At 42.0% G+C, this 26356-nt stretch carries 22 protein-coding genes; 14 read left to right on the forward strand and 8 right to left on the reverse strand.

Annotation, left to right across the window (positions count from 1 at the left end):
- The first annotated feature begins 85 nt into the window (after positions 1-85).
- The 8 genes from LI241_RS08485 (at position 86) to LI241_RS08520 (ending at position 8612) form a co-directional block, all read left to right on the forward strand.
- Positions 86-1048 (forward strand): hypothetical protein, encoded by a 963-nt coding sequence (locus LI241_RS08485; RefSeq protein WP_017144590.1) that lies wholly within the window; start codon positions 86-88, stop codon positions 1046-1048.
- An 11-nt stretch (positions 1049-1059) separates the two neighbouring features.
- Complete coding sequence (larA, locus tag LI241_RS08490) at positions 1060-2367, forward strand: nickel-dependent lactate racemase (RefSeq protein WP_008689449.1); 1308 nt, start codon at positions 1060-1062, stop codon at positions 2365-2367.
- Positions 2368-2381: 14 nt separating this feature from the next.
- Complete coding sequence (locus LI241_RS08495) at positions 2382-3725, forward strand: 6-phospho-alpha-glucosidase (protein WP_008689447.1); 1344 nt, start codon at positions 2382-2384, stop codon at positions 3723-3725.
- 54 nt (positions 3726-3779) lie between these two features.
- Complete coding sequence (locus LI241_RS08500; protein WP_008689444.1) at positions 3780-4283, forward strand: ATP:cob(I)alamin adenosyltransferase; 504 nt, start codon at positions 3780-3782, stop codon at positions 4281-4283.
- Positions 4264-4767, forward strand: coding sequence for a hypothetical protein (locus LI241_RS08505; RefSeq protein WP_008689441.1), 504 nt, complete (start codon positions 4264-4266; stop codon positions 4765-4767). The genes LI241_RS08500 and LI241_RS08505 overlap by 20 nt, the downstream gene beginning before the upstream one ends.
- Entirely contained in the window at positions 4760-5191 is a 432-nt protein-coding gene (locus tag LI241_RS08510; protein WP_008689439.1) for a DUF4430 domain-containing protein, read from the forward strand. The genes LI241_RS08505 and LI241_RS08510 overlap by 8 nt, the downstream gene beginning before the upstream one ends.
- Positions 5192-5224: 33 nt before the next feature.
- On the forward strand, positions 5225-6370 hold the full coding sequence (locus tag LI241_RS08515) for a glycerate kinase (protein ID WP_227151142.1): 1146 nt from the start codon (positions 5225-5227) through the stop codon (positions 6368-6370).
- A 250-nt stretch (positions 6371-6620) separates the two neighbouring features.
- Positions 6621-8612, forward strand: coding sequence for a S9 family peptidase (locus tag LI241_RS08520; RefSeq protein WP_008689434.1), 1992 nt, complete (start codon positions 6621-6623; stop codon positions 8610-8612).
- A gap of 346 nt (positions 8613-8958) precedes the next feature.
- Here the strand turns inward: LI241_RS08520 and LI241_RS08525 are convergent, their stop codons facing one another.
- The gene (locus LI241_RS08525) at positions 8959-10377 is read right to left on the reverse strand and encodes a glutamate synthase-related protein (RefSeq protein WP_008689433.1); all 1419 of its coding nucleotides are present in this window, start codon (positions 10375-10377) and stop codon (positions 8959-8961) included.
- Positions 10378-10703: 326 nt separating this feature from the next.
- On the opposite strand from LI241_RS08525, the gene LI241_RS08535 reads away from it, so the two are divergent.
- Together LI241_RS08535 and LI241_RS08540 are read left to right on the forward strand one after the other, a co-directional pair.
- On the forward strand, positions 10704-11873 hold the full coding sequence (locus tag LI241_RS08535) for an aminotransferase class I/II-fold pyridoxal phosphate-dependent enzyme (RefSeq protein WP_008689429.1): 1170 nt from the start codon (positions 10704-10706) through the stop codon (positions 11871-11873).
- On the forward strand, positions 11870-12469 hold the full coding sequence (locus LI241_RS08540) for a Type 1 glutamine amidotransferase-like domain-containing protein (RefSeq protein WP_008689427.1): 600 nt from the start codon (positions 11870-11872) through the stop codon (positions 12467-12469). Before LI241_RS08535 ends, LI241_RS08540 begins: the two co-directional genes overlap by 4 nt.
- Before the next feature lie 484 nt (positions 12470-12953).
- Here the strand turns inward: LI241_RS08540 and LI241_RS08545 are convergent, their stop codons facing one another.
- The gene (locus LI241_RS08545; protein WP_008689426.1) at positions 12954-14075 is read right to left on the reverse strand and encodes a MerR family transcriptional regulator; all 1122 of its coding nucleotides are present in this window, start codon (positions 14073-14075) and stop codon (positions 12954-12956) included.
- Between the two features lie 230 nt (positions 14076-14305).
- Here LI241_RS08545 and LI241_RS08550 point away from each other — a divergent pair, with 230 nt between their 5' ends.
- Both LI241_RS08550 and guaA read left to right on the forward strand, forming a co-directional pair.
- Positions 14306-15637, forward strand: a complete 1332-nt coding sequence (locus LI241_RS08550) for an NCS2 family permease (protein WP_008689425.1) — start codon at positions 14306-14308, stop codon at positions 15635-15637.
- 294 nt (positions 15638-15931) lie between these two features.
- Positions 15932-17473 carry a glutamine-hydrolyzing GMP synthase gene (gene guaA / locus LI241_RS08555; protein WP_008689424.1) on the forward strand — a complete coding sequence of 514 codons (1542 nt, stop codon included), beginning with the start codon at positions 15932-15934 and terminating at the stop codon, positions 17471-17473.
- 292 nt (positions 17474-17765) lie between these two features.
- On the opposite strand, the gene LI241_RS08560 is transcribed toward guaA, so the two are convergent.
- On the reverse strand, positions 17766-18296 hold the full coding sequence (locus tag LI241_RS08560) for a helix-turn-helix domain-containing protein (RefSeq protein ID WP_009247529.1): 531 nt from the start codon (positions 18294-18296) through the stop codon (positions 17766-17768).
- A 448-nt stretch (positions 18297-18744) separates the two neighbouring features.
- Here LI241_RS08560 and LI241_RS08565 point away from each other — a divergent pair, with 448 nt between their 5' ends.
- The gene (locus LI241_RS08565; protein ID WP_009247528.1) at positions 18745-18933 is read left to right on the forward strand and encodes a transcriptional regulator; all 189 of its coding nucleotides are present in this window, start codon (positions 18745-18747) and stop codon (positions 18931-18933) included.
- The gene (locus tag LI241_RS08570; RefSeq protein WP_227151146.1) at positions 18934-19995 is read left to right on the forward strand and encodes a site-specific integrase; all 1062 of its coding nucleotides are present in this window, start codon (positions 18934-18936) and stop codon (positions 19993-19995) included. It abuts the gene before it with no gap.
- Here LI241_RS08570 and LI241_RS08575 read toward each other — a convergent pair.
- From LI241_RS08575 to LI241_RS08595, 5 genes are all read right to left on the reverse strand, one after another.
- A complete protein-coding gene (locus LI241_RS08575; RefSeq protein WP_009250005.1) occupies positions 19949-21490 on the reverse strand; it encodes a recombinase family protein in 1542 nt (513 codons plus the stop codon). The two genes, LI241_RS08570 and LI241_RS08575, sit on opposite strands and share 47 nt — an antisense overlap.
- Positions 21475-23127 (reverse strand): recombinase family protein, encoded by a 1653-nt coding sequence (locus LI241_RS08580; RefSeq protein ID WP_227151148.1) that lies wholly within the window; start codon positions 23125-23127, stop codon positions 21475-21477. The genes LI241_RS08575 and LI241_RS08580 overlap by 16 nt, the downstream gene beginning before the upstream one ends.
- Positions 23128-24756: a recombinase family protein gene (locus tag LI241_RS08585; protein ID WP_009250003.1), complete on the reverse strand. Its 1629-nt coding sequence runs from the start codon at positions 24754-24756 to the stop codon at positions 23128-23130. It abuts the gene before it with no gap.
- 139 nt (positions 24757-24895) lie between these two features.
- Positions 24896-25108 carry a DUF6870 family protein gene (locus tag LI241_RS08590; protein WP_009250002.1) on the reverse strand — a complete coding sequence of 71 codons (213 nt, stop codon included), beginning with the start codon at positions 25106-25108 and terminating at the stop codon, positions 24896-24898.
- Positions 25109-25704: 596 nt separating this feature from the next.
- Positions 25705-26127 (reverse strand): sigma factor-like helix-turn-helix DNA-binding protein, encoded by a 423-nt coding sequence (locus LI241_RS08595; protein ID WP_009250001.1) that lies wholly within the window; start codon positions 26125-26127, stop codon positions 25705-25707.
- Positions 26128-26356: the final 229 nt, after the last annotated feature.

A 26356-nucleotide genomic window follows, 5' to 3' on the forward strand; every position in this document is an offset into this window, starting at 1 on the left:
GTTTTGAATGAAAAAGAAGCGTTGGAACTTTTATCCATAACGAATTTATCTACATTACATTCAAAGATATGGGAGGTGCGTGAGAATGATTCGACAAATACTGAAAAAAGCAACAAACAATGAGGTTTTGAATGAAAAAGAAGCGTTGGAACTTTTATCCATAACGAATTTATCTACATCTTATTTTGAACTTTTATCAACAGCACATGCAATTTCGAAAGCACATTATCAAAGCAAGGGATATGTATTTCTGCAAATTGGTTTGAATGCTGCACCTTGTTCCGGAAATTGTAAATTTTGTTCAATGCGGATGGATGGATTTCATGATGACATGCAAATGGAACTATCAAAAGAAGAAGTCATTGAAAAGGTAGTATCCTTACCTTTTCATAAACTTGATTCTTTATTTTTAATGACAACGGCAGACTATCCTTTTCAGCGTTTTCTTGATATCGGAAAAGCTGTGAAGTGTTTGCTGCCATCACATATCAAATTGATAGCGAATATCAAAGATTTTACTTTAACACAGGCTCAAGCATTAAAGGATGCAGGATTTTACGGTGCTTATCATATAGTCAGACTTCGTGAAGGAATTGATACGGCAATACCAGTGAAAAAACGAATTCAAACATTGGATGCAATCAAATCCGTCGGTTTAGAATTATATTATTGTATTGAACCAATAGGACCGGAACACACCTATGAGGAAATAGTAAAAGAAATGTTACGTGCCAGAGAATATGATGTCAAGGTGATGGCGGTAATGGCGCGTGTGAACACTTCAGATTGTGCGTTGAAGAAGTATGGAGAAATTGATGATTTTGAGCTTGCTAAAATTGCGGCAGTTACCAGATTGGTATGTAATCCATCAATTTCCATGAATATGCATGAACCAAGATCTCTCGGAATTCTTGCCGGTGTTAATCAATTGTATGCAGAGTGTGGAAGTAATCCAAGAGATGAGTGCAATGAAACAGAATATCACAGAGGCTGGAATATTGATCAAGCATGTAATCTTTTATTGCAAGGAGGCTATCACCTTAATTGAAAGGAGCACCTATGAAATTATCATTGCCTTATGGAAAAGGATATAAAAAACTCAATATCGAAAATGCATGTGTTAAGCAGATACTATCTGCCCAAATGAGGGTGAAACCTACAATGACAGAAGCGGCTATAGTGGAAACAGCTTTACAAAATCCAATCGGTTCCAGCAGATTGGATAAGTTGGCGGAGCATAAAGAAAAGATTGTGATCATAGCATCGGATCATACACGACCAGTGCCAAGCCGCATCTTGATGCCACTCATACTTAAAAAGATACGAAAAGGCAATCCACATGCGCAAATCACGATATTAATTGCGACTGGTTTACATAGAGAAACAAAACGTGAAGAATTGATTGCGAAGTTTGGTGAAGAAATTGTTGAGAAAGAAACAATCATCATACATGACTGTGATGATCAAAAACACATGCGTTTTCTTGGTATATTACCATCAAAAGGTGAGCTATGGATCAATGCGATAGCCGCAGATGCGGATTTATTGCTCGCGGAAGGCTTTATTGAGCCGCATTTCTTTGCCGGTTTTTCAGGAGGAAGGAAAAGTGTATTGCCTGGGGTAGCTTCAAGGGCAAGTGTTATGTATAATCATAATTCTTTCTTCATTTCCAGCGAGTATGCCAGATGTGGCATTTTAAAAGACAACCCTCTTCATAAAGATATGTTATATGCTGCACGTAAGGCACGTTTGGCATTTATCGTGAATGTTGTTCTAGATGAGCAGAAAAAGATTATTCATGCGGTTGCCGGCGATGTGCAGAAAGCACATGCAAACGGTGTGGCATTTGTAAGGAAGTATAATCAGGTATATGCACAGCCAACAGATCTTGTCATTGTAACAAATGGCGGTTATCCACTCGATCAAAATCTTTATCAGGCAGTCAAAGGACTAAGTGCTGCCGAAAGAGCCGTGAAAGAAGGTGGGGTAATCCTTTTATTAGCAGAAGCCATTGATGGGCATGGGGGCGAAATGTTTTATCACATGTTTGAAGAAGAACGTGATTTAGCGACCTTAATGGAGAAAATCTTGGCGATAAAGGCGGAAGATACTGTACCTGATCAATGGCAAGTTCAGGTGTTGGTGCGTGTATTATTAAAAGCTCGTGTAATATTAGTATCCTCGTTAGACGATAAAACCGTACGCAATTTTCATATGGTACCGGCACATAGCTTAGATGAGGCAATGAATCTGGCAAAAGCAATGTTACCGAACGAAACGTTTAGCATTAACGTCATTCCTGATGGCGTTTCCGTGATCATATCACCAAAAGAAATTGTTAATAGCAGAACAAAAGTTTCTGCGTAAGGAGGAAGATAAAAATGAAACAATCATCAGCAATTTGTATAGCAGGAGGGGGCAGTACGTATACGCCCGGTATTGTATTAATGTTATTAGATAATTTAGATCGCTTTCCGATTTCACGCATAACGCTATATGATAATAATGAAGAACGGCAAGCGAAACTTGCGCAAGCATGTGCGATCATGATGAAAGAGAAAGCACCTGATATCGTATTTAATTGGACAAGTGATCCCCAAACCGCTTTTACCGGAATTGATTTCGTAATGGCCCATATTCGGGTAGGTCTATATGAAATGCGGGAAAAGGATGAAAAAATTCCTTTGAAATACGGCGTAGTCGGTCAAGAGACATGTGGTCCCGGAGGAATTGCTTATGGCATGCGTTCGATTGGACCAGTCATTGAAATAGCAGATTACATGGAAAAGTATTCACCAAATGCCTGGCTCTTGAATTACTCAAATCCGGCATCCATTGTCGCTGAAGCTACAAGACGTTTACGTCCGGGAAAACATATTATCAATATATGTGATATGCCGGTTGCTTTAGAGACGATGATGGCTGCTGCACTTAGTGAACGTACAGGAAAAACATATACCAGAAAAGATTTTGAAGTTCGCTATTATGGTTTAAATCATTTTGGATGGTGGACAGATATCCATACAAAAGATGGAAAAGATGTGATGCCGATTTTGAAAGACTACATCAAAGAAAACGGTTTTGCGACAAATGCGAAGGATTTTCAGCATAAAGATGCTAGCTGGAAAGAAACATATCAGAAAGCAAAAGATATTTATGCCTTAGATCCTACCACGATTCCATCGACATATTTAAAATATTATCTGTTCCCGGATGAAGTTGTTGCACATAGCAATCCAGCTTATACAAGAGCAAATGAAGTCATGGAAGGAAGAGAAAAGGAAGTTTTCGGAATCGCAGAGCGCATTATAGCTAAGGGAACAGCCAAAGAGGATACGTTTGCCGTTGGTGTTCATGCAAGCTTTATTGTCGATTTAGCTTGTGCCATTCGTTATAACACCAAAGAACGAATGCTGCTAATTGTTGAAAATAATGGTGCGATAGCGAATCTGGATGATACGGCAATGGTTGAAATACCGTGCTTAGTTGGATCTTCAGGAGCGGAAGCATTAACGGTAGGTAAAATTCCATCCTTTCAATTAGGGTTGATCAATGAACAATTATATGTGGAAAAACTTGTTGTAGAAGCTTGGATCGAGGGTAGCTATGGAAAATTGTGGCAGGCGCTTACACTTAGTAAAACGGTGCCAAGTGCATCTGTAGCAAAGAAAATTCTTGATGAGTTAATGGAGGCGAACAAAGAGTATTGGCCAACATTATCCTAAACCAGAGTATTGTTTCAAACAATTACAAGAAGTACATCAAGAGGAGGAATGTGCATGCAGATGAAATATTGCGCATACAGCTATTTAGATGAATCATCATCATTATGTGATTATGAAGTAGCGACCGATAAGTTGGCATCTTTAACAGCGCTATGTGCCCATTATGTCAAAGTAATTGATAGCGATGATCTTCAACTGCTGACATCTATGATCTATCACGCGAATGGATCTATTCGCGGAAATTGTGCAATTACGCAAGAAGATATGCAACAATTGGAGAGATTATATGAAAAGTACTATGTTGAAATGAAGTGCTTTGTATTGCCCGGCGGAAGTCTTCAAGCATGCTGGCTGCATACCCTTCGAACAGAAACAAAGGTCGTCATACGCTGTTTAAATGCTGTTAAACAAGAAGGAATCCCGGTAAATCCTATCTTATGGGACTTTATGAATTTTTTATCAAATATCATTTTTATGATGTGTTTATATGAGAATCAGCAAGCGGATACGGAAGAAATAGTATTTGAAAGTAAATCTTATGCATGCACGAAATCTTAGTTGTATAGCGGTTATGGCTGCATTGGAACTGCTGATTTTTACTTCCTTTTCCTACATCCTATATTTAGAATGTATCACGTTTACACTTGTTGTATTTGCCTTGATCTTCCCACGTAAACAAGCGGTATTGGCAGCATTTGTATTTACGACACTAAACATGATGATACAGGGAGTGACTCCTTGGTCATTCATGTATCTGTTGTTATATCCATTATACAGCTTAGTGATCAGTGTATTTGCTAAGTGTTTAAAGAGGCATTTTCTGCTTGCGGCATTCTTATGCGGACTATTTTCTTTTCTCACTGGACAATTTCTGCAATTGCCATTTATGTTATTTTCGAAGCATCTTGCGCTTGCTTATTTCATCGTTGGACTCAAGGCTTCAACAATCCAGTTCATTTTATCTTTTTGTTTATATTTGGTGTGTGCCAGACCGGTTTTATCGGTATTAGAGCGAATCGAAAGGAGGTTTTTATATGAATAAGATGTGGAAAGTATTCCTTATTATTTGTTTCCTATGCGTAAGCGGATGTATGAAAAAAGATGAAAAGATTGTGAAATCTGATCAAAAAGAACGAGAAATCACTCTGCATATTCAAGTCATTCATGAAGTGGAAAAGAAAGAATTAATGAACAAAGATATCACGGTAAAGGGCAATATTCATACATTAGAGGATTTTTTACAACATGCGGATGAATTAGCTGTAGAAACAACAAAAGGACAGTATGGTACAACCTTAATGGGAATGCTGGGAGTAAGAACAGAAGATTTTAAAAAGGGTCCTTGGTGGCTATATGATTCAGATAATAATACCTCTTGCAAGGAAAAGGGGCAGTGTGATGCAATTGACATTTTACAAGTGAATGATCAAGATCAATTTACGTTCCACTTCACTTCTTCCTTTTAAGATCATTAGAAAAAGGTCGGGTGATGATTAACAATGAAGATTGTAATAGCAATAGATTCTTTTAAAGGCGCTACATCTTCTATCCAGGCAGGAACTGCCATAGAAAAAGGTATTAAGAAATATCATGCCGATAACACAGTGGTGATTCCGGTAGGAGATGGAGGGGAGAATAGTTTACAGGCGTTAGCTCATGCACTTTCAGATTATGAATGGATTTGGTATTCATGTAAAAATGCTTTTTTTGAAGATAGTAAAGTAACAGTATTGAGTTTTTATGACAATGGTAAAAAAACTTGTGCAATTGAAACAGCGGCCATTTTCGGATTGCATGATAAAAAGGTATCACGTGATACAGTGAAGCAAACATCTACATTTGGATTAGGCACTTTATTAAAGCAGCTGCAAATGGATGATTATAAAAAAATTATAATTTTTATAGGTGGCACAATTACAACCGATGGTGGTTTAGGAATGCTTCAGGGATTAGGTGTCCAGTTGCATGATAAGGATCATCGCGAACTTGGTTTAAACGAAAATCCCTTGCTAAAGATTAAAACGCTTGATCAAAACAGTCTGGATACTGTTTTAAAACAATTTGCGGATGTAGAAATAGCAGTAGGATGCGATGTGGATGCTCCTTTATATGGCGAAAAAGGTGCGGCTGTTATGTTCGCAAGACAAAAGGGAGCACAAGATGATCAGATTGTTTTCTTAGATAATCAATTACAATTGGTTGCGAAATTACTAAAACGTGATCTGAAACAGCCTTATTATGGTGCTGGTGGAGGTATTGCAGCAGCTTTATCACTATTTGCGACAAGCGTAAGTTCTGGATTCACGCTTTTGAATACTTATTTACATATTGAAGACAGCATGAAAGATATGGACTTAGTAATTACCGGAGAAGGTCGAATGGATGAGCAAAGCTTACAAGGAAAACTGCCGGTCTGTATAGCGTCCATCGCAAAGCAGATGCAGGTACCGGTAATTGCAGTCTGTGGACAGAAAAAAGGAGAAGTCTCATCTTTTGATACATATTTTAACGGTGTTTTCTCTATTCAACCCGGCGTAGTTACGCTTCCTGACGCAATAACGAATACCGAAAAAAATTTAGAAGAATTCAGTTATCAATTGATGCGTAGCCTGCATGCAATACATCCCTTGCGGTTATTAAAATAAAGCTTAAAAAGCTTCTAGTAAAAGATTGTGTTTTACGAGAAGCTTTTTTTAGGTTGAGGAGCTTTGATGGCTTACGTAAGAAGGGTAGGATGAAAAAAATGTTACCATAAAAACACCTTCTTTTTCCTACTTACAAATACGTCTGGGAAAGATAACTTCGTTAGCTTTTCACTGTATTATCAAGGCATCTTCTGATTGTCTTCCTGGAATTAAAAGCTTATAATGATACTATGTAACAGGAGGAGCTTGTATGAAAGAAACATTACAGTTAAGGGATTTTTTGAAGTATCGATTTGTATCCAATGTAACCTATGCACAAGATGGTGAACATGCGGCTTATGTCATAGCAACTTGTGATGAAAAACATAATACGTATCAACAACGTTTGTATGTATGGGATGGAAAAACACACAAACAGCTTACCAATGGTGGTAAGGAAAGCATGTATCTTTGGGAAGATAAAGATACCCTGTTGTTTTCCTCTTTGCGTGATAAACAAGATCAAGAAGCTGTGGAAAATGGAGAAGAACGTACGGTCTTTTATCGTATTTCTTTACATGGAGGAGAAGCAATTAAAGCATTTACAATACCGCTAGTTGTAACCGGCATCCAGAAAGTAAGTGATGGCTGTTATGCCTGTACGGTAGATTACGATCTGAATTACTCATATTGCTATTCATTGGGTGAGGAAGAAAAAGTCAAGGCATTAAAAGAAAAGAAAGACATGGAGGATTATGAGATCTTAGATGAGCTTCCTTTTTATGGGAATGGTTTAGGTTATACTAATAAAAAACGAAATAGCTTATTTCTATATGAAGAAAATAGTGACACATTGACACGCATCAGCACGGATATCATGGATGTAATGGATGTGAAATGGGATAAGGAAAAGCAGCTGCTATATTATACTGGTGAAGTCAACATCCAGCACAAACAGACAGGTCGTCAAGGTATTTATGTTTATGATAGGAAGGCCGGCACATCAAAGTGTATCCTTGAACAAGGGGAATATATGATTTCCGGCATTGAACCATGGGGAGAAGAGCTATTGGTGATTGCCAGTGATGGCAGACGTTATGGCATCAATGAAAACGCACAATTCTATTTCTTAAAGAAGCGTAAGCTGGAATTGTTTGCGGCAAATGAAGATTCCTTATGGGGAAGTGTTGGCAGTGACTGTCGCCTCGGTGGTGGCAAGAATTCTTGTTTATATCAAGATAAGTATTACTTTATTACGACCAGAAGGCATGAAGCACATATCTATGCACTGGATAAGCAGGGTGATATCCAAGCGGTTTTAGAACTTAGCGGCAGTGTGGATGCTTTTGATATCAGTGATAAAGGTCTTATCTTTATCGGTATGCAAGAGGACTTACTGCAAGAGTTATACCAAATGGATATAACGAATAAAACCTACCAACGCATTTCTGATTACAATATGTGGGTGCATGAAACAAAGACTATTTGTCCATTAGAAGAATGTAACTTCACATCGGATGATATCACCTTGTATGGATGGGTAATGAAACCTGTAGGCTATGAAGAGGGAAAACAGTATCCGGCAATCTTGGATATTCATGGTGGACCAAGAACGGTTTATGGTACCGTGTTCTATCATGAGATGCAGGTGTGGGCAAATCAAGGCTACTTTGTATTCTTTATAAATCCACGTGGCAGTGATGGCAGAGGCAATGGCTTTGCGGATATCAATGGGAAATATGGAACGATTGATTATGAAGATCTCATGAAGTTTACGGATGTTGTCTTAGAACGTTATCCGGCAATCGATCAACAACGTGTTGGGGTAACCGGTGGCAGCTATGGTGGTTTCATGACCAATTGGATCATTGGCCATACCAATCGCTTTAAGGCAGCAGCAAGTCAGCGTTCGATTGCGAATTGGATCAGCTTTGCGCATACCTCTGATATCGGGGAATTTTTCACCAAAGATCAGCAGCAAGCAGATACTTGGGAAAGCGTAGAAGAGTTGTGGTGGCATTCTCCTTTGAAGTATGCCAATCAGGTGACAACACCAACACTGTTTATTCATAGCAATGAGGATTATCGCTGCCCATACAGTGAAGGTTTGCAAATGTATAGTGCGCTTGTGGAGCATGGCGTAGAAGCCAGACTTTGTATGTTTAAAGGAGAGAATCATGAGCTAAGCCGCAGTGGAAAACCAAGACATCGTGTGAAACGTTTAGAAGAAATTACCAATTGGATGCAACAGCATCTTAAATAAAAAAGTTGCATAAAAATCCTATACGAATGGATAGGATGAAGCTGCCTTTCATTGCTTGTAAACAAAGCATGAATGCCTTAGTAAAGAAACTTTAAAAGTTGACTAGGATATGTATGAACATAAGATGGTTAATGTGGTGAATAGAGCAAATGGGCACTATGTTTTATGGATCATCGATATGAGATATAAAAGCAAGATAATGTAATGTGAAGAAAAAGATGATAGGGTACGAAAAAAAGGTTCTTGCTTCATCATGGTTTGCGGATGATGAAGAAGGACCTTAAAAGGATGTCTATCATTTTTTTTGAATCTCACAGTGAGGCAATTCTTATGCTGATGTCAATGGTTATTCATGAAAACCGCAATGGGCAATGCCGGTATAGCGTGCAATCTCTTCACTGGTTGTACAAAGATCAGCTAGGGTTACATCGTGAATATTATCATGACCACTGACACGGGCAAAGGATTTTAATTCTTCTTTCAATGTATCCAGATAACAAGCTAAGCGCTTTGCGCCTTTTTCTATATCAAAACGTTTGCGCAATGCGGGATCTTGCGTGGCAATACCCATCGGACACTTACCGTTATGACAGATACGATATTGTTGGCAGCCAATCGCCATCATCGCTGCACTGGCAATTGCTATGGCATCGGCTCCCATCGCTAAAGCCTTCATCATTTCTCCGGATGTACGAAAGCCTCCGGTCATGATCAATTCCTGTGGCATGTCATGCGCATCCATATAGGCTCTTGCTCTTGCCAGGGCATAGACAGTTGGTACGGTAGCATTGTCTTTTAAATACTTAGGAGATGCACCGGTTGCTCCACCTCTTCCATCAATCGTAATAAAATCTGGCGCCGCATACTGAATCCAAGACAAATCATCTTCAATACGTCCAGCGGCAATCTTAATGCCAATCGGTCTGCCTTCACTACGGCTGCGTAACTCATCTACTAATGCTTTGAGAGCTTGTTTTGAGGTAATTTCTTCAAAACGAGAAGGAGAGATAATATCGTGTCCTAATGGTTTTTGGCGAATTGTAGCGATTTCTTCTGTTACCTTTTCTTTAGGCAAATGGCCACCCATACCCGGCTTGCTGCCTTGCCCGATCTTAATTTCAATCGCATCCGCAGCCTTTAGGTTTTCATCCGTTACACTGTATTTATTAGGCACATATTCAAAGATATATTTATACGCATGGTCAAGTTCTTGCGGAAGAATGCCGCCTTCTCCTGAACATTGTGCGGTTTGCACAGCAGCACTTCCCATAGCTAAGGCTGTTTTGGCTTCTTTTGATAAAGCCCCAAAGCTCATATGAGAAACTAAGACAGCATGTTCTAAAACCATAGGTTTCTTTGCATTTTTACCTAGGATGGTCGTTGTGCTGACTTCAGCTTTATCAGGCAGAGGAGGATGAGCCAATTGTCCACCTAGCAGCAAGATATCATCAAAACCTACCACGTATTTTCTTGTCCGCATGGCCTCAATGCGACTGCCTTTTCCTTGTGCCATTTCATGAATCAGTTCCATGTTGCTTTCTAAATCATCACGTGTTCTGGCATGTTCTTGAATAGCGAGCGAGCCACCTTCATCACCAGTCACTTTATCTTCATCATTTGCTGCATCATCCTCTACTTTCTTAAAACAGCCGTAGGGTGCTGTACATAAGGGGCATGCCCAATCAGCGGGAAGCTTGCTCCAAGGAGTTCCTTCTTTTGCTTCATCATAGACATAGCCGCAAATCTCACAAATATATTTACTCATAGTATATTTCCTTTCTGTAAACGCTTACTTTATATGCTTATTGTACTCTTTAACTTATGAAAGCGCAAATGATATCCTCTATATCTATTTTCTCTTGCAGAAAATAAAATCGTTTCCATAGTCCATGTTGTTTTTAACTATGCAAGATAGCGATATCAATGAAAAGGATGTGTTGAAACTTTGGGTGATAGATGCATCCTGCATACAAAAAGCAGAAGCGTAAACTTAATGGCAGAAGATGCGTAATTCTTTTTCCATAAGCGAAATAGTTATTGCCGTTATGCATATTTTCCTCTATAATGAGGGCAAATGAAAGAAGGGATCACATGCAGTTTTCAAAACGAATGGAGCGCTTAGAAACATCAGTGTTTTCCACATTAGATGAAGAAAAACAGCGTTATCTGAAACAAGGGAAAGAAGTATATGACTTTACGATCGGCAGCCCTAATATAGCGCCATCAAAGGAAATCATTCAGGCTTTGATCGATGCCGCCAAACAACCGCAAAGCTACATGTATGCACTGCATGATATTGATGAGTTACGTCAAACAGTCAAGAAATGGTATCAGACACGCTATGAAGTAGAATTGGATGCAGATACGGAAATCCTGTCGCTGCAAGGATCACAGGAAGGCTTGGCTCATATTGCCTTAGCTATTTGTGATGAAGGGGATATTGTGTTGATTCCAAGTCCTAGCTATCCTGTCTTTGCCAATGGACCGAAAATTGCCGGAGCAGAAATTTATGAAATGCCCATGCGCGAGGAACATGAGTATCTGATTCAATTTGATGAAATACCTAAGGATATTGCCCGCAAGGCGAAAATGATGATTATTTCTTATCCGAATAATCCAACAGGAGCTACGGCGCCGGATGCTTTTTATGAAGAGCTGATTCGTTTTGCGAAGGCGAATGATATTATCGTTCTTCATGATACAGCCTATAGTAATCTGGTCTTTGATGGGGAAGAAGGAAGAAGCTTTTTATATTATGAAGGGGCAAAGGATATTGGTATAGAATTTAACTCTTTCTCAAAGACGTATGGCATGGCCGGTGCTCGTATCGGTATTTGTGTCGGTAACAAAGAAATTGTCGGCATGCTTAGAAAATTGAAAAGTAATATCGACTATGGGATGTTTCTGCCAATCCAAAAGGCAGCTATCACGGCATTGACACAAGATCAAAGTGTTGTCGAAGAAACAAGGGAACAATATCAAAAACGAAGAGATATGCTTGTAGAAGGCTTTCATAAAGCTGGCTGGGAAGTTGCTTCCCCTAAAGGAACCATGTTTATGTGGGCGGCAATACCAAAGACCTATGCGAATAGTGAACAATTTGCGATTGCCTTGCTCCAAAAGACGGGTGTTTTGGTAACACCGGGCAGTGCTTTTGGAACATATGGAGAAGGTTTTGTGCGTATTGCGCTTGTGCAAAGCGAAGAGGTCATCGAAAAAGCTTTGCAGGCAGTGCAGAAATCGGGCTTCTTTACATCATGAAAACCTTATTGGCAATTGGTGGAGGCAGTTTTCAAAAAGCGGAAACTCGCCATTTAGATTTATACGCAATCGCACGAGTGAACAAGACGCATCCTAAAGTGCTCTTTCTTCCGGCTGCTTCTCATGATGATCAGGGTTATGCCAAACGATTTAAACAATATTATCGCAGTTTGGGTTGTGAAGTAGAAGCTTTGCGTTTATGGCATACAAAACTGGATAAAGAAACACTTGCCCAAAAAGTCCTTGCTGCGGATATTGTCTATCTTGGTGGCGGCGATACACAGATGTTGATGGAAGCCTTACAGCTGCATGAGTTAGTTAGTGTATTACAGCAGGCATATGAAGCAGGTATCGTCATTTGTGGATACAGTGCAGGAGCAAATGTATTATTTTCCTATGGCTATAGTGCCTGTGCGGATGGTTTGCGGTTTATAAAAGGCTGTGAATTGGTAAAAGGCTTATTTTGTCCGCATTATCAAGAAGAAGAACGCAAAAGTTTTCAACAAGCCAGTGAACAATATCCTACGTATGCTACCTATGGTTGTGAAGATCAGCATGCTTATTGTGTGGAAGATGATAACGTGCGTTATATGTGATAAGATATTGCGCTCTGTTTTTCTATATCCTATGATGATCGAAAACAACACCAGGTAACATCGGTGAAGACAGGCTAAGGGAATAAGCAAAGAAACATTGAGAGAAGCATTGGAATTGATTTTTCATTATTACGAAAATAAGAAAAGGCTCCTACCATGAATGGACACCTGTATCATGCAGATGGTACTATTCAAGTAGCGGAGTCTTTTTTTGTAATAAAGGATAAGGATGAATAAGTAATGTATGAATACTATAAAGGAGAAGAATGAATAAGTAATGTATGAATACTATAAAGGATAAGGATGAATAAGTAATGTATGAATACTATAAAGGATAAGAATAAATATGCAATGCAGGAATGCTATAAAGGATAAGAAAAAATATGTAATGCATAAATACTATAAAGTATAAGAATGAATAAACAATGCATAACTACTGTAAAGGGAAAGTTTTAACAAGGATCGTGACAACATGTCAAATTCATCAGGAAGATGCCATCACGTAGCTAAGAAACTCCATCTTTTCCTGTTCATAATGGGTTTCAATGCGATACTTGCTTGTTTCAACAAAACAAGTTGTTGAAGTTTCGCAATATGGTTTTAAGGGCTCTACTTTTGAAAACATGCCGCCTGCATTTTGATAGGATTGATAAAAAAGCTGGAATTGTTCAATAGTAAAGGTTAATTGAGCACCATCGGGAAGCCGGTTTACATGAGAATCCGGATAGAAGGTAAAACTGTTAGGTACCATGTCCTTTAAAGAAGTATCCTTTTCAGAGTCACAAGTAATTACAAGATAGCTATTGCCTTTCTTTAGATATAAACGTTTCTCCATGTCATTTTTCTTTAACGATGCATATGAAGTGGTTGGTGATATCTTTTTCCCCTGTTCATCCTCAATGTAGAAGTCAACGTCTAAATATTTTTGTACAGTATCATGATCATCAAATGTCGCATCGGCAATCGTAAAACTGATTTTTGCAGCAATCGGATTTTTTATATGCTGTTTATGGTCAATATAGCGATAGCCTAGAAAACAAAGTAGAAGAAGAGGAAGCAGGATCATACCTTTTCCAAGAGAATTCCAATCCTTCATATATTGTTGCGATTTTTTAGCGCTATGCTGTAGCGATTTGCGGACATACGCTTCTCTTCTTGCCACTACCGGATCTATCTTAGGAAAAGGCTGTGCATCTTGAGCCAAGTCATAAAAGGTAGCAGTGGATTGTGTTTTTGTCGCTATTTGGGTCAAAAAGTCATCGCAAAGCTCTTCTGTGAGCGTGTTTCCCCCAGTAATTGTGGTTTCCAATTGCATACAGATTTTCTTCATAGTAACTACCTGTTCTCCAGCTTCTATAAGGGAAGCTTTGCGTTGCTCTAACAATGGGGCAAACGCTGTTTCATCTTGTAAGATCTGATGAATTTCCTCTAGTGAAAAATCTAATTTACGAAGTAAGATTATTTTCTTTAACACAATAAGATCTGCTTCCTCATATTCGCGGTAATTGGATGCATTACGTTTAGGCTGCAGCAAACCTTGCTGTTCATAAAAACGAATGTTTTTCTTACTAATGCCACAACGCTCTTCTACTTCACGAATCAACATAAGTTCCACCTCTTTCTAGTGTTATTATAAACGTTCCATAAACTGGAATGTCAATCAAAATCACTAGAATTTATAAATATGCTGGAAATTAATGGAAGGTAAGCTTACAAAAGGAGGAAACCTTGTCATGTGAATATAATTTTTATATAATAGAGAAGTTCTTGAAATAAGGATTCAAGTAAAAGATGTTTTACAACTTTTCAATGAACAAAAGAAAGAGAGAGGAACTTATGTTTGAAAAAGTATTTAAATTAAAAGAGAAACATACCAATGTGAAAACTGAGGTTATCGCAGGTTTGACAACGTTTCTGGCTATGGCCTATATCCTAGGCGTGAATCCATTAGTATTAAAGGATGCCGGCATGGATGTATCCAGCGTCTTCTTGGCAACTGCCATTTCTGCCGGTTTTGCGTCAATCTTAATGGGGTTATTGGCTAACTATCCGGTATCCTTAGCAGCCGGTATGGGTGTCAATGCATTGTTTGCTTATACGATTTGCGGACAGATGGGCATGAGCTGGCAGGCAGCTTTGGCAGCCGTTTTTGTTTCCGGTGTTATCTTTGTGGTAATTTCTGTTACCGGTATCCGTAAAGCCATCATTAATGCCATTCCAAAACAGTTAAAACTGGCTATCGGTGCGGGAATCGGTTTCTTTATTGCTTTTGTTGGTTTAAAAAATGCCGGTATTATTGCCGGTAGTGAAGCTACCTTTGTGACTTTAGGAAACTTCTCCACACCTTCCGTCTTATTAGCGATCTTTGGTATCTTGCTTACAATTGCCTTTGTAGTAAAGAAAGTGCCGGCAGCTGTTTTTGTTGGTATGGTCATCACGGCAATTGTTGGTATCATCTGTGGTGCTTGTGGTATCGAAGGTATGCCGGCTTTACCATCTAGCATATTAGAAACCAATCTGAAACTGGATGGCTTTGGTGCTTTTGCTTCCGGCTTTGGTGAATTATTTGCCGATCCATTCCAGGCATTCATCGCACTGTTTTCCTTCCTGTTTGTCGATTTCTTTGATACTGCCGGTACGTTAGTAGCTGTTGGTAATCGCGTAGGACTAATCAATGAGGATGGGGAATTAGAACATGCAGAACAGGCTTTATTGGCAGATGCTGTAGGTACAGTAGCAGGTGCTGTTTTAGGAACTTCTACCGTTACTTCTTTTGTGGAATCAATATCTGGTGTAGAAGTTGGCGGAAGAACCGGATTAACTTCTTGTACAACCGGGGTTTTATTCTTCATCTCTATTCTGTTTGCGCCTATTATCTTATCCGCTGTTACCAATGCGGTCACTGCACCGGCTTTAGTTGTAGTCGGTATTATGATGGCACAGCAGTTAAAAGGGATTGATTGGGATGATATGGTATTTGCCACTGCTGGCTTTGTGACGGTCATTGCTATGATCTTAACTTATTCCATCTCCAATGGAATCGCCTTTGGCTTTATCGCTTATGCTGTTGCAATGCTAGCAAATGGAAAAGCAAAAGAAGTGCATCCAACCGTTTGGGGATTGATTTGTATCTTCGTTTTATACTTTGCTTTACCTTATTTCATGTAGTGATGTAGTTATCTTAGTAATGAAGTCGTTTTATATATAGTATAAAAAGTTTTTCTTCCTTATAAATAGGTGTTGATAATGATGATTATGAAATAGGATGTATAAGGTACATGCTGATAAGAGGCAGAGCCCCCTTCATCAACAACCTATCTTTGATCATTAAGGAAGAAAAGTGAAAACTTAGAAAATTTTAGGAAAAATATTTTAAAATTAGGCGATTAATGCTATTATAGTAAACGTAAAAAACCGGTACTACAGGTAACAGTATCGGTTTCTTAATTCAAGGAGGATGTTATGGCTGATAAGATTATCGTACTGGACTTTGGAAGTCAGTATAACCAGCTCATTGCACGTCGTATCCGTGAGTTTGGGGTTTACTCTGAACTGCACCCACATACGATGACGCTGGATGAAATCAAGGCTTTAGGTGATGTCAAAGGTATCATCTTCAGTGGTGGACCTAACAGTGTTTATGACAAAGATGCATTTACGTGTGATCCTGCCATTTTTGAAGCAGGTATTCCGGTATTGGGAATCTGTTATGGCATGCAGATGACACATCATATGAATGGTGGAAGTGTGAAGGCATGTGAAGCCAAGGAATATGGAAGAACGGAAATTACGGTAGAGAATGATTCTTTATTGTTTAAGAATCTTCCAAAGAAACAGATTGTATGGATGAGTCATGGTGATCAGGTAGATCAGATGGCAGATGGCTTTGTGCGTGATGCGTATAGTGAAACGTGTACGTATGCAGCTACAAGCAATCAGGAAAAGCAGATTTATACGCTGCAGTTTCATCCGGAAGTGCGCCATACAGAATATGGCAATGACATTTTGCGCAACTTTGTATTTGAGGTATGTCATGCGGAAAGTAATTGGTCCATGCATAACTTTATTGATATGCAAGTGGAACAGATTCGTAAGACGGTTGGCAAAGATAAGGTATTGCTGGGACTAAGCGGCGGCGTGGATTCTTCTGTTGTGGCAGCTTTGTTACATAAAGCAATTGGTGATCAGTTGATTTGTATGTTTATTGATCATGGATTGTTAAGAAAAGGTGAAGCGGAGAGCGTGATGGAAACGTTTGGTCGTGAGATGAATGTGCATTTGGTGAAGATTGATGCGAAGGAGCGTTTCTTATCAAAACTGGCTGGTGTAAGTGATCCGGAGAAGAAGCGTAAGATCATTGGTAATGAGTTTGTGTATACCTTTGATGAAGAGGTCAAGAAAATCAGTGCCGGTGAGGATATCAAATGGCTGGCGCAGGGCACGTTGTATACGGATGTAATTGAATCTGGTACAAAGACGGCGCAGACGATCAAGAGCCATCATAATGTTGGTGGATTGCCTGAGGATATGCAATTTCAGCTGATTGAACCGTTGAATACGTTGTTTAAGGATGAGGTTCGCGCGTTGGGTAGTGAGCTTGGCTTGCCGGATGAGATGGTGTGGCGACAGCCATTCCCAGGACCTGGTTTAGGTATTCGTATCTTGGGTGAGATTACGGAGGAGAAGCTGCAAATTGTGCGTGATTCAGATTATATCTTGCGTGAGGAAATTCGTAAAGCGGGTCTGCAAAGAGAAATCTGGCAGTACTTTACGGCTTTGACAAATATGCGTTCAGTTGGTGTCATGGGGGATCAGAGAACGTACGATTATGCGGTGGCGATTCGTGCGGTGACTTCCATTGATGGCATGACGGGGGATTGGGCGAAGATACCGTTTGAGGTGTTGGATGTGATATCGACACGTATCGTAAATGAGGTGCAGCATGTGAATCGAGTGCTGTATGATGTGACAAGCAAACCGCCTGCAACGATAGAGTTTGAATAAATCGAGTTGCTTAAAAAAGCCAGTGTTTATGCGGGTTTCAGCGATTTCGATTAGTCTTTTGATAACAAATTGATAACAGTCATAGCAAGTGCCATTATTCTTGTTATCCAGTGGTTTATGGGTAACGGAACAATTAACAGGTGGCTTGCAGACTAAAGTTCGGAGCTTGGCTCTGAACAAATTCCATATTATAAACTAAGCCCTTAGCTGTGGTTAATAACCATAGTTAAGGGCTTTTTTGTCGTTGCCAAAGCATCTGTAGGGAGCTGCCAGTGGCAGGTCCTGTAGGTGCTTATTTATCTTTCAAGTGGTCTTTGAATGCTTCCACGAGAGCGTCACTTAATTCCTGTGATGGAACTTTTGCCCAACGCTGTGTGGTGTCGAACTCTGGATAATGGTAACGCCAGTTATCGTATTCTTCTCTGTTGATTTCTTCGGAAGATAGCTTGTCTGCCTGTTCTTTCCAAGCATACAGCATTTTGAGGAGTTCATATGCTTCTCTGCCTTTGTCCTTGTTGACCTTTAAGCATACCTCTCCGTCTGCTTCACTGACAGTAAGACCGTAAATATCTTCAAGGGTAAACAGAGTGTGCATAAGACCGATATAGCTGTCTATGTCAGGAACATCAAGAGCCTGTGGAGAAACATCAAGCACCTGTGCCAATGCATTTGTAAGGTCTGCTTTCGGTTTGCGTGTACCAGTTTCGTACTGTGCCAAACGCACATCAGCACTCTTTTCTGGAAAACCGATTGCTGTACCGAGATACTTTTGTGTCATACCACGCATTAGTCTGAAAAAATGTATTCTTTCGCTGATAGCCATAATGATACGCTCCTTTTATATTTAGTGAAATAAGTATAGCAGAAATGTTTAGTGGAAGTCAAGAAAAACCGAAACAAAAATGTTTAATATTTTCTTTGCAACCACTTGACAATAGCAAATATGTTTAGTAAAATAAATTACGAATTAAACAAATATGCTTAATGCGACAACTGAATGACCGTCCGAAAAGCCAAACCGCCAAGACCTCGTCGGAGCAAGTTCCGTATCGTTCGCTTGTGTGCAAGCACAAAAGCTCATTCGCTGCACTGCTCCTCCTCTTCCCCAAAAGTCTCCGACTTTTCGGGAACCCCTATACGAGCGAGCGCCTGATGTACTGCGGTGCATTGGGACAGCACAGCGCCTGCCGACAAGCAGGAGTGCCTGTTGGAACTTTAACACGGAGAAAGCGGCAAGCAAAAAATTATTTTAAGAAAGGAAGAAAAAGGATATGGAAAACAGATTTATCCGAGCCGAAGATGTGGCTCAGGAACTAAACGTATCAAAACCTTATGCATATAAACTCATCAGACAATTAAATGAGGAATTGAAAGCAAAGGGCTTTATTACGATTGCAGGGCGTGTAAATCGCCAGTATTTTTACGAAAGGCTCTACGGAGCAGGAAAGGGGGAAATGTAAATGCCGGTATTTAAGAATGAAGATAACGGTACTTGGTATGTGATGGCAAGGTATGTGAACTGGAAAGGGGAACGCAAGCAGAAATGCAAGCGTGGCTTTGCTACCAAACGAGAAGCACAGGAATGGGAAAGAATGTTCAAATTGCAGACTTCTTCAGACCTTGATATGAGTTTTGAAGCCTTTACGGAGCTTTATATCAATGATGTGAAGAACCGTTTGAAGGAAAACACGTGGCTTACCAAAGAGCATATCATACGCACAAAGATACTTCCGTATTTCGGGAAACTGAAAATCAGCGAGATTTCCACAAAGGAGATTATTACTTGGCAGAATGAAATGCTTGCCTATCGTGATGAGAAGAAAAAGCCTTATTCACAGACGTATCTGAAAACGCTGCACAATCAGTTGTCCGCCATTTTCAATCACGCTGTCCGCTACTATGAACTGCGTTCCAATCCTGCGGCAAAGGTGGGAAATATGGGACGTGAGGAACACAAGGAAATGCTGTTCTGGACAAAGGAAGAATACAAGAAATTCTCTTTTGAGATGATGGACAAGCCTGTTTCCTTTTATGCGTTTGAAATGCTTTACTGGTGCGGTATCCGAGAGGGCGAGCTGTTAGCTTTGACTCCGGCAGATTTCAACTTTGATAAGGAAACAGTCACAATCAATAAATCCTATCAGCGTTTGAAAGGGCAGGATGTGATTACTTCTCCGAAAACGAAAAAGAGCAACCGCACGATTAAAATGCCGAAGTTTCTGTGTGAGGAAATGAAAGAATATCTCGGTATGCTTTACGGATTGAAGAAGAAAGACCGTATCTTTACGGTGACGAAAAGCTATCTTCATCACGAGATGGACAGAGGGGCAAAGGCGGCAGGCGTGAAGCGTATCCGCATTCACGATCTCCGTCACCCGTATGTCAAGCCCACGACAAAAAAATTTGCATCTTTTTTGAAGTTTTTTCGGGCAGCTGCAATAGCTGCCCGTAGCTGTTCCATACGGTATTCATGGCTCATGCTTCCTTTCCAGATTTCTCCGTTCCTAAAAAGTCCTGCGTAACATATTCTATCTCAATCCGATCCCCAGGAAAAACATATACCCTGTTGATAAGCCGGTCTATCAGCGATTGCGTCAGGACATCGGTGCTGCCTACTTCCTGAACAATTTCCCGCTGTTTCAGCCTCGCCTCATAATCACTCTGTATCTGTTTGGTCTGCGCTGTGATAGCGGCATGGACATTCTTGGCCTGTACCAGTTCCGCGTCATATACTGCTTTCTGTGACCGGTAGGTTTCCAGATCGATCTCGCCAAGCGCATACCGTTCATAAAGCTGCCGTTTGCTGTCCTGTATAGCCCGCAACTTATCTTCATGCTCGGCCTGCTGGACCGTCTGTAAATCCAGCTTATCTTTACTGCCGTCGATTCCCAACGCCGGACACATCTGCGCCCGGATCGTCTCAAAGACTACCTGCTCCAGATCAGCCATCTTTACCCGCACGCCATGACAGGGAAAACTTTCTGACACTTCGGAATGACGGCAATAAAACCATGCTCCATTTCTGAGTGACATAGCATGATCGCAGCATCCACAAAACACCTTTCCCCGAAGCAGATAGTCACGCCTTTTTTTATTGGGGAGGGAAAAACGCTTAATAGAAGTATTGGCCTGCTCAAACAATTCCTTGCTGACAATCGCGGAATGATGGTCGGGGATTTTGAACCACTCGCTTTCATCTTTGAGCTTCATGCAGCGGCTGCCGATTTCCTGCACCTTGCGTTTGCCGATTATGTAGGTGCCGATATACCGCTGATCCTCCAGCATCCGCAGGACTGTTGAACTGCTCCATACGCCGTGTGTCCTTGACACATTATAATGGTCTTTTCCGTTATCCCTCCGATACTCTCCAGGCGTGGGAATATGGAGGGCGTACAACTTGCGGGTGATCTCTGCTGCGGTATTGCCTTCAGCCGCCCATTCAAATATCAGACGGACATTTCCCGCAACATTTTCGTCCGGCTCCATACGCCCGTCTGCGCTTTTGCGGTAGCCGTAAGGACAGATAACGCTCTGGTACTCGCCCCGGCGCATCTTCGCATATTTGGCGCTTTTTGTTTTCATGGACATATCACGGCTGTAGCACTCGCTGATAAGATACTTAAAGGCAACATCAATCCCTCCGGTATCTCCTTTGAAATTGACGGTGTCAAAATCGTCGCTGACAGAGATAAACCGGGTGTGATAGAGCGGAAACACCCGCTCGATGAAATAACCGGTCTCAATGCTGTTGCGTCCAAACCGGGATAGGTCTTTGACAATGATACAGTCGATACTTCCTGCCTGCACCATCGTCAAAAGCTCCTGCACTGCGGGACGTTCAAAATTCGTACCCGTATGGCCATTATCGACAAACTCCAAAACCTCGCCATTATCCCATTCCGGCAGCGACATGGCTTTTTCCCGCAGGATAAGGCGCTGGTTCGGAATACTCAAACTTTCTGTCTTAATATCCTCCACGGATAACCGAATATAAAGGGCAATTACATATTTGCGCATGACTCCACTTCCTTTCCCTGAAATTCACTCTTAAAGCGGAAGGTCACATGAATATCCCGTTTGTGGTCTATCTCGATCCGCTCAATCAGCCGGTCAATCAGTTCTGCCGTAAGCAGGTGATCCTTTGCCAGTGACTTTGCATCCTTTTCCATAGTCCGGTAGCGTACAAACTGTTCGTCGAGAGCATCCATATCCCTTTCAAGCTCGGTGATCTCACCGGACAGTGTATTGATGGATTCCTCATAATCCGCTTTCAGTTCAAAGTATTCCTCGCTTGTCAAAACACCCTGTACAAAGTTCTCATATAGGCCGCGGATCAACCGGCGTTTCTTTTCAATTTCCTGCCGTTTGGATGACATCTGGCCCCTGAGTTTATCCTTTTCCTGTTTTTGCCTTGCCTCCAACTGAAAGAGGGGGAGAGACATTCCCAGGGCAACCGTCAGCTCTTTCTCCAAAACAGATGTGACCGTAGCGATCAGCTCCGTTTCCTGTATCATCACACCCTTGCAGCTATCTTTTTCTACCCGGCTGTTGGTAAGGCAATGAAACCAGTAAATATCCGGCCCTTTTTTGCGCTCCGCCCGCTGCCGGTGGAGACTCCTGCCGCAATCCGCACAGAATACCTTTCCCTTAAAGATATTGGGGGTATATGGTTTTTTTGGCACAGCCTTGCTTTGCTCGCAGACCTGTTTCCGATAGTCCTGTACCGCCTCAAAAACCACATGGCTGATAATAGGCTCATGGGTATGCCTTGCAACGATCAGATTATCGTCTCCGGCCTGTACCTGCTGGTGGTCTACAATTTTGGTCTTGCCCTGTACCAGATCACCGGTATAAACCTCACTTTCCAGTATCTTCATTACAGTACGGGTCTGCCATTTCCCGCTCCCGATCAGCCCAGGGCTGGTAATTTCACCGGTAGTCTTTTTATAATGGCTTGGGGCAGGAATCCCCATTTCATTCAGATTACGCACAATACGGTTTAACGCTACACGCTCATAAGCCCACTGGAAAATCTGCTGCACAACAGGAGCGGCGGCCTCGTCAATCAGCAGTTTATGACAGTTCTCCGGGTCTTTCCGGTAGCCGTATGGAGCCCGTGCGCCAATATAGTCACCGTCTTTCATGGCCTGCCTTGCCTGGGCCTTGATCTTCCGGCCAATATCCAGCGAATAGGCTTCATTTATCATGTTTTTCAGCGGAAGCATAATGCCTCCGTGAAGATTGCCGGGGTCTGCCGTATCAAACTGATCTGTAACCGCAATAAAACGGACATTGTGCGTGTAGAAATACTGTTCGATATAATAGCCGGTATCAATGGAATTACGCCCCAGGCGGGATAGGTCCTTAACAATCACACAGTTGATATAGCCTGCCTCAATATCCGAAAGCATCTGTTGAAAGCCCGGACGATGGAAATTCGTGCCCGTCATGCCGTTGTCGATATAGGTATCATAGACGACAAAATCCGGTTTATCAGCAAGAAAATCATTCAGGACCAGCTTTTGGTTTTCCACCGAACATCCCCGTTTCTTGTTATCCTCCACGGAAAGCCGGATATACAGTGCTACATGAACATATAAAGATGGTACTGGCTCAGCCGTGATTACTGTTTCTTTTCTGCTCTTTCTTGCCATTTAACCCACCTTCCTTTCCGCGGCCTGTTCTACGATCTGCTCTGCCAGGGCAACCGCTTTTTTGTATTCGTCCTGATAATTAAATTCAATATGCAGCTCGTCCTTGCTAATCACGCGAATACTGCGGATAAGCTGCATGACTGCGCGGCGGTCAATTTCCTCCATCGTGGAAAACTGCATGAAGTGATTGATCCAGCGGTTCCGCTCGCTGCGGTTTTCCAATACATCTGTCAGCCGTTCCTCCCATTCCGCAACTGCCTTTTGCAGCAATTCAATGTCCGCATTGTATTTCCGCTTGTAGGATAGATATTCTTCTTTGGTAAGAATCCCGCTCACCAGATTTTCATAGAGCTTCGTCTTGAAACCCTCAATCTGTGCCAACTGTTTTTCATTGGCTCTGATCTGTCCGGCGTATTCCTGGGCCAGTTCCCGGTTGATCCGTTCCTGACTGATACTGGACAACAGCGAATCCAGAGAAGCCACATTTTCAATATGGCCCTTTAAGCTGTCCTGCACACACTCGATCAAGTCGTCCTCTTTCAGCATCACAGAGGAAGCGCAGCCATTCTTTTTGCCCGTAGGGCAATAGTAGTAGTGGTATTCCTTGTCTTTGTAGCGGTTTGTCTTACGGGTCATGCGGCAGCCGCAGCATCCACAGATCAAAATACCGGAGAACAGATATACCTTATCCGATTTAGGAGAGGTCCGGGTGTCAATCCGGCGAAGTCGCTGAATCAGGTCAAAATCGTGTTTCTGGATAATCGCCTCATGGGTGCCCTCTACACGAATCCACTCGGATGAAGGCTTATCCTCACGCTCCTTCAATTTGAAGTGGGGCGTTGTCTGTTTTCCCTGCACCAGTGTCCCGGTATAGGTTTCGTCCTTCAAAATGCGGATGATGGTAGTGGCAGACCATTTACAATCCTTACGGTCCGTATAGCCGCCTTTGGCATGGGGCATCCCGTGATTCCTCTTATAAGCCAGCGGAGAGAGAATACCCATGCGGTTCAGTTCATCAGCAATATGGGAAGCACTGAATCCTTCCAGACGCTTTCTGAAAATATCCCGTACCACACCCGCTGCATACTCGTCAACTTCCAAACTCTTATGCTTGTCGCCAGTTTTTACATAACCGTAAATAGTAAAAGCTCCAACAAAATCACCGCTGCGTCGTTTCACATCCAGGGCACTCCGGGTCTTTACGGAAATATCCCGGCAGTATGCCTCGTTCATAATGTTTTTTACCGATACGGTGAGATCATCTGCAGCGTCATTTTCCGTGTCTACATTGTCATTGATGGCGATAAAACGGACGCCGTAGGCCGGAAATACCCGACGCATATAACGGCCCGTCTCTATGTACTCACGCCCCAGGCGGGAAAGGTCTTTTACAATGACACAGTTAGCCTCGCCCTGTTCGATCATCCGCATCATTTCCTGAAATGCTGGACGGTCAAAGAGGACACCGCTGTAACCGTCGTCAATCTTTTCTGCCACAACCTCAATCTCCGGGTGCCGGGCAATGAAATCATCAATGAGCCGCCGCTGATTGGCAACGCTGTCACTTTCCACCGACTTGTCATCCGTATAGGAAAGACGGATATACTTAATAGCTTTATAAACCTGCATAAAAAAACACTCCTTTCGTTGCGCAGAAAAATCCCCGCAATTCAAGAAGTGTGGTTATGCCGTATTCAATTCCTTTTCCGACTCTTATTGTACCACGCTCTTACGGGAAAGTCAGCCCTTTTCTGGAAGAAATTTTGCTTCACCGTAAAATACCCTTGATACATTCCTCCAGGGTGGCACCGCCAGGGGCAAAGCTGGCCCGGACGGTAAAACGTCCGCACTTAAAACGGTAAGGGTTTTTGATCTGGCGCACAAATTCAGTGATTCGTTCCTCGCGGGGAAGCTCCTTATCCACGGTGACATCCCGAATGTCTACCAATGAACCGCTTCCGCCAGCAGTAATATTCTCCATAATACCAACTCCTTCCTGAAATTACTGGTCTATCAAAACCACATGAATAAGCCGGACCCGCCCTATAAATAGAAACAGGTCCGGCCCATTGTATCTGATTTCGATTTTGCTTGCCGTATTTGCCACGCCCCCCGGCAGCTCTGTCTACACAAAGCGGGGTTGCCATAGGCTGCGGCCAGCTTTACCGCATCATAGCCCCGCAGATGCCGCCGCTTTGCCAGAGCAAGCGCACACCGCAGGGACTTCCCTTCAAGTCCGTGAGAGATTGTGAAAAAGTACCATTATGATCTGCGCCGTCGTCGCGCCCGGCCTGCCACAGCCGGGTCAATGGATTGCGTGGATCGCTCGGACAGCCGGATTCATCACCTCCCTGGCTGCCTGTCTTTGCGCCGCTCCATTTGCCGCTCGGAACACAGAATGACGTACCCATAGCAACGTATATTCGGTTGTCAAAGTGCAACGAGGGCACGGCCATTATGACATTTTATAGTTGGGGTGGACCAGAGCATGTGCTGTATGGCCGCACCCATTGGACTTGTCTGCCGAATATGTCCCTCTATTATTCATTTCATTTTCGGGGGCAAAGTTGCCGTCTGTCAGGAAAGTTCTTTCAAAAACTTTTCCAAACTTCGCAGGCCGGCATTGATAGAGCGAGTAATTCGGCTCTTATGGGTGCCCTCCGCTTTTGCAATATCCGATTTGCTCATGCCAAGAAAATAGTGCGCATAAATCCGATTCCGCTGTTTCTCCGGCAAAGAGGCAAGTGCCTGATACAGCCTGGCATTTTCTTCTTTCCGTTCCAAAATATCCGCAGGTGTCAGGACAATTACCAGAGCGTCACGCTCGACATTGGCATCATAGTCCAGCGAAAAATATGCTTTGTGCCGGTATGTACGCAAAATATAAGCCGCCTCATTCAGCTTATACTCATGGAGCAAATCAGCCACTTCGTCCGGCACTTCCACAATGGTATCAGTTGTATAAAACGGGTAATAATCCCGCAGATTGATCTTTTTCATTAGATTATCCTCCAATTTCAATTTTTGAGTTGATAGGCAAAATCGAAATCAGAGGGCGGGGAGCGACAGCCAGGAGTTCCGCCTACAAGAAAAAAATCAGATAGGCTTGTCCGCCTTTCAGATATGAAAAAAGCGCGTACCTGTTTTATTTCAGGAACGCGCTCATAGGAATATTTTGTTGAGTATTGGGGAAAAGGATAAAAATATGTCGATACAAAAAGCGCCGCAG

The organism is Longicatena sp. 210702-DFI.1.196 (genome assembly GCF_020563125.1).
Classification (GTDB): domain Bacteria; phylum Bacillota_I; class Bacilli_A; order Erysipelotrichales; family Erysipelotrichaceae; genus Longicatena; species Longicatena caecimuris.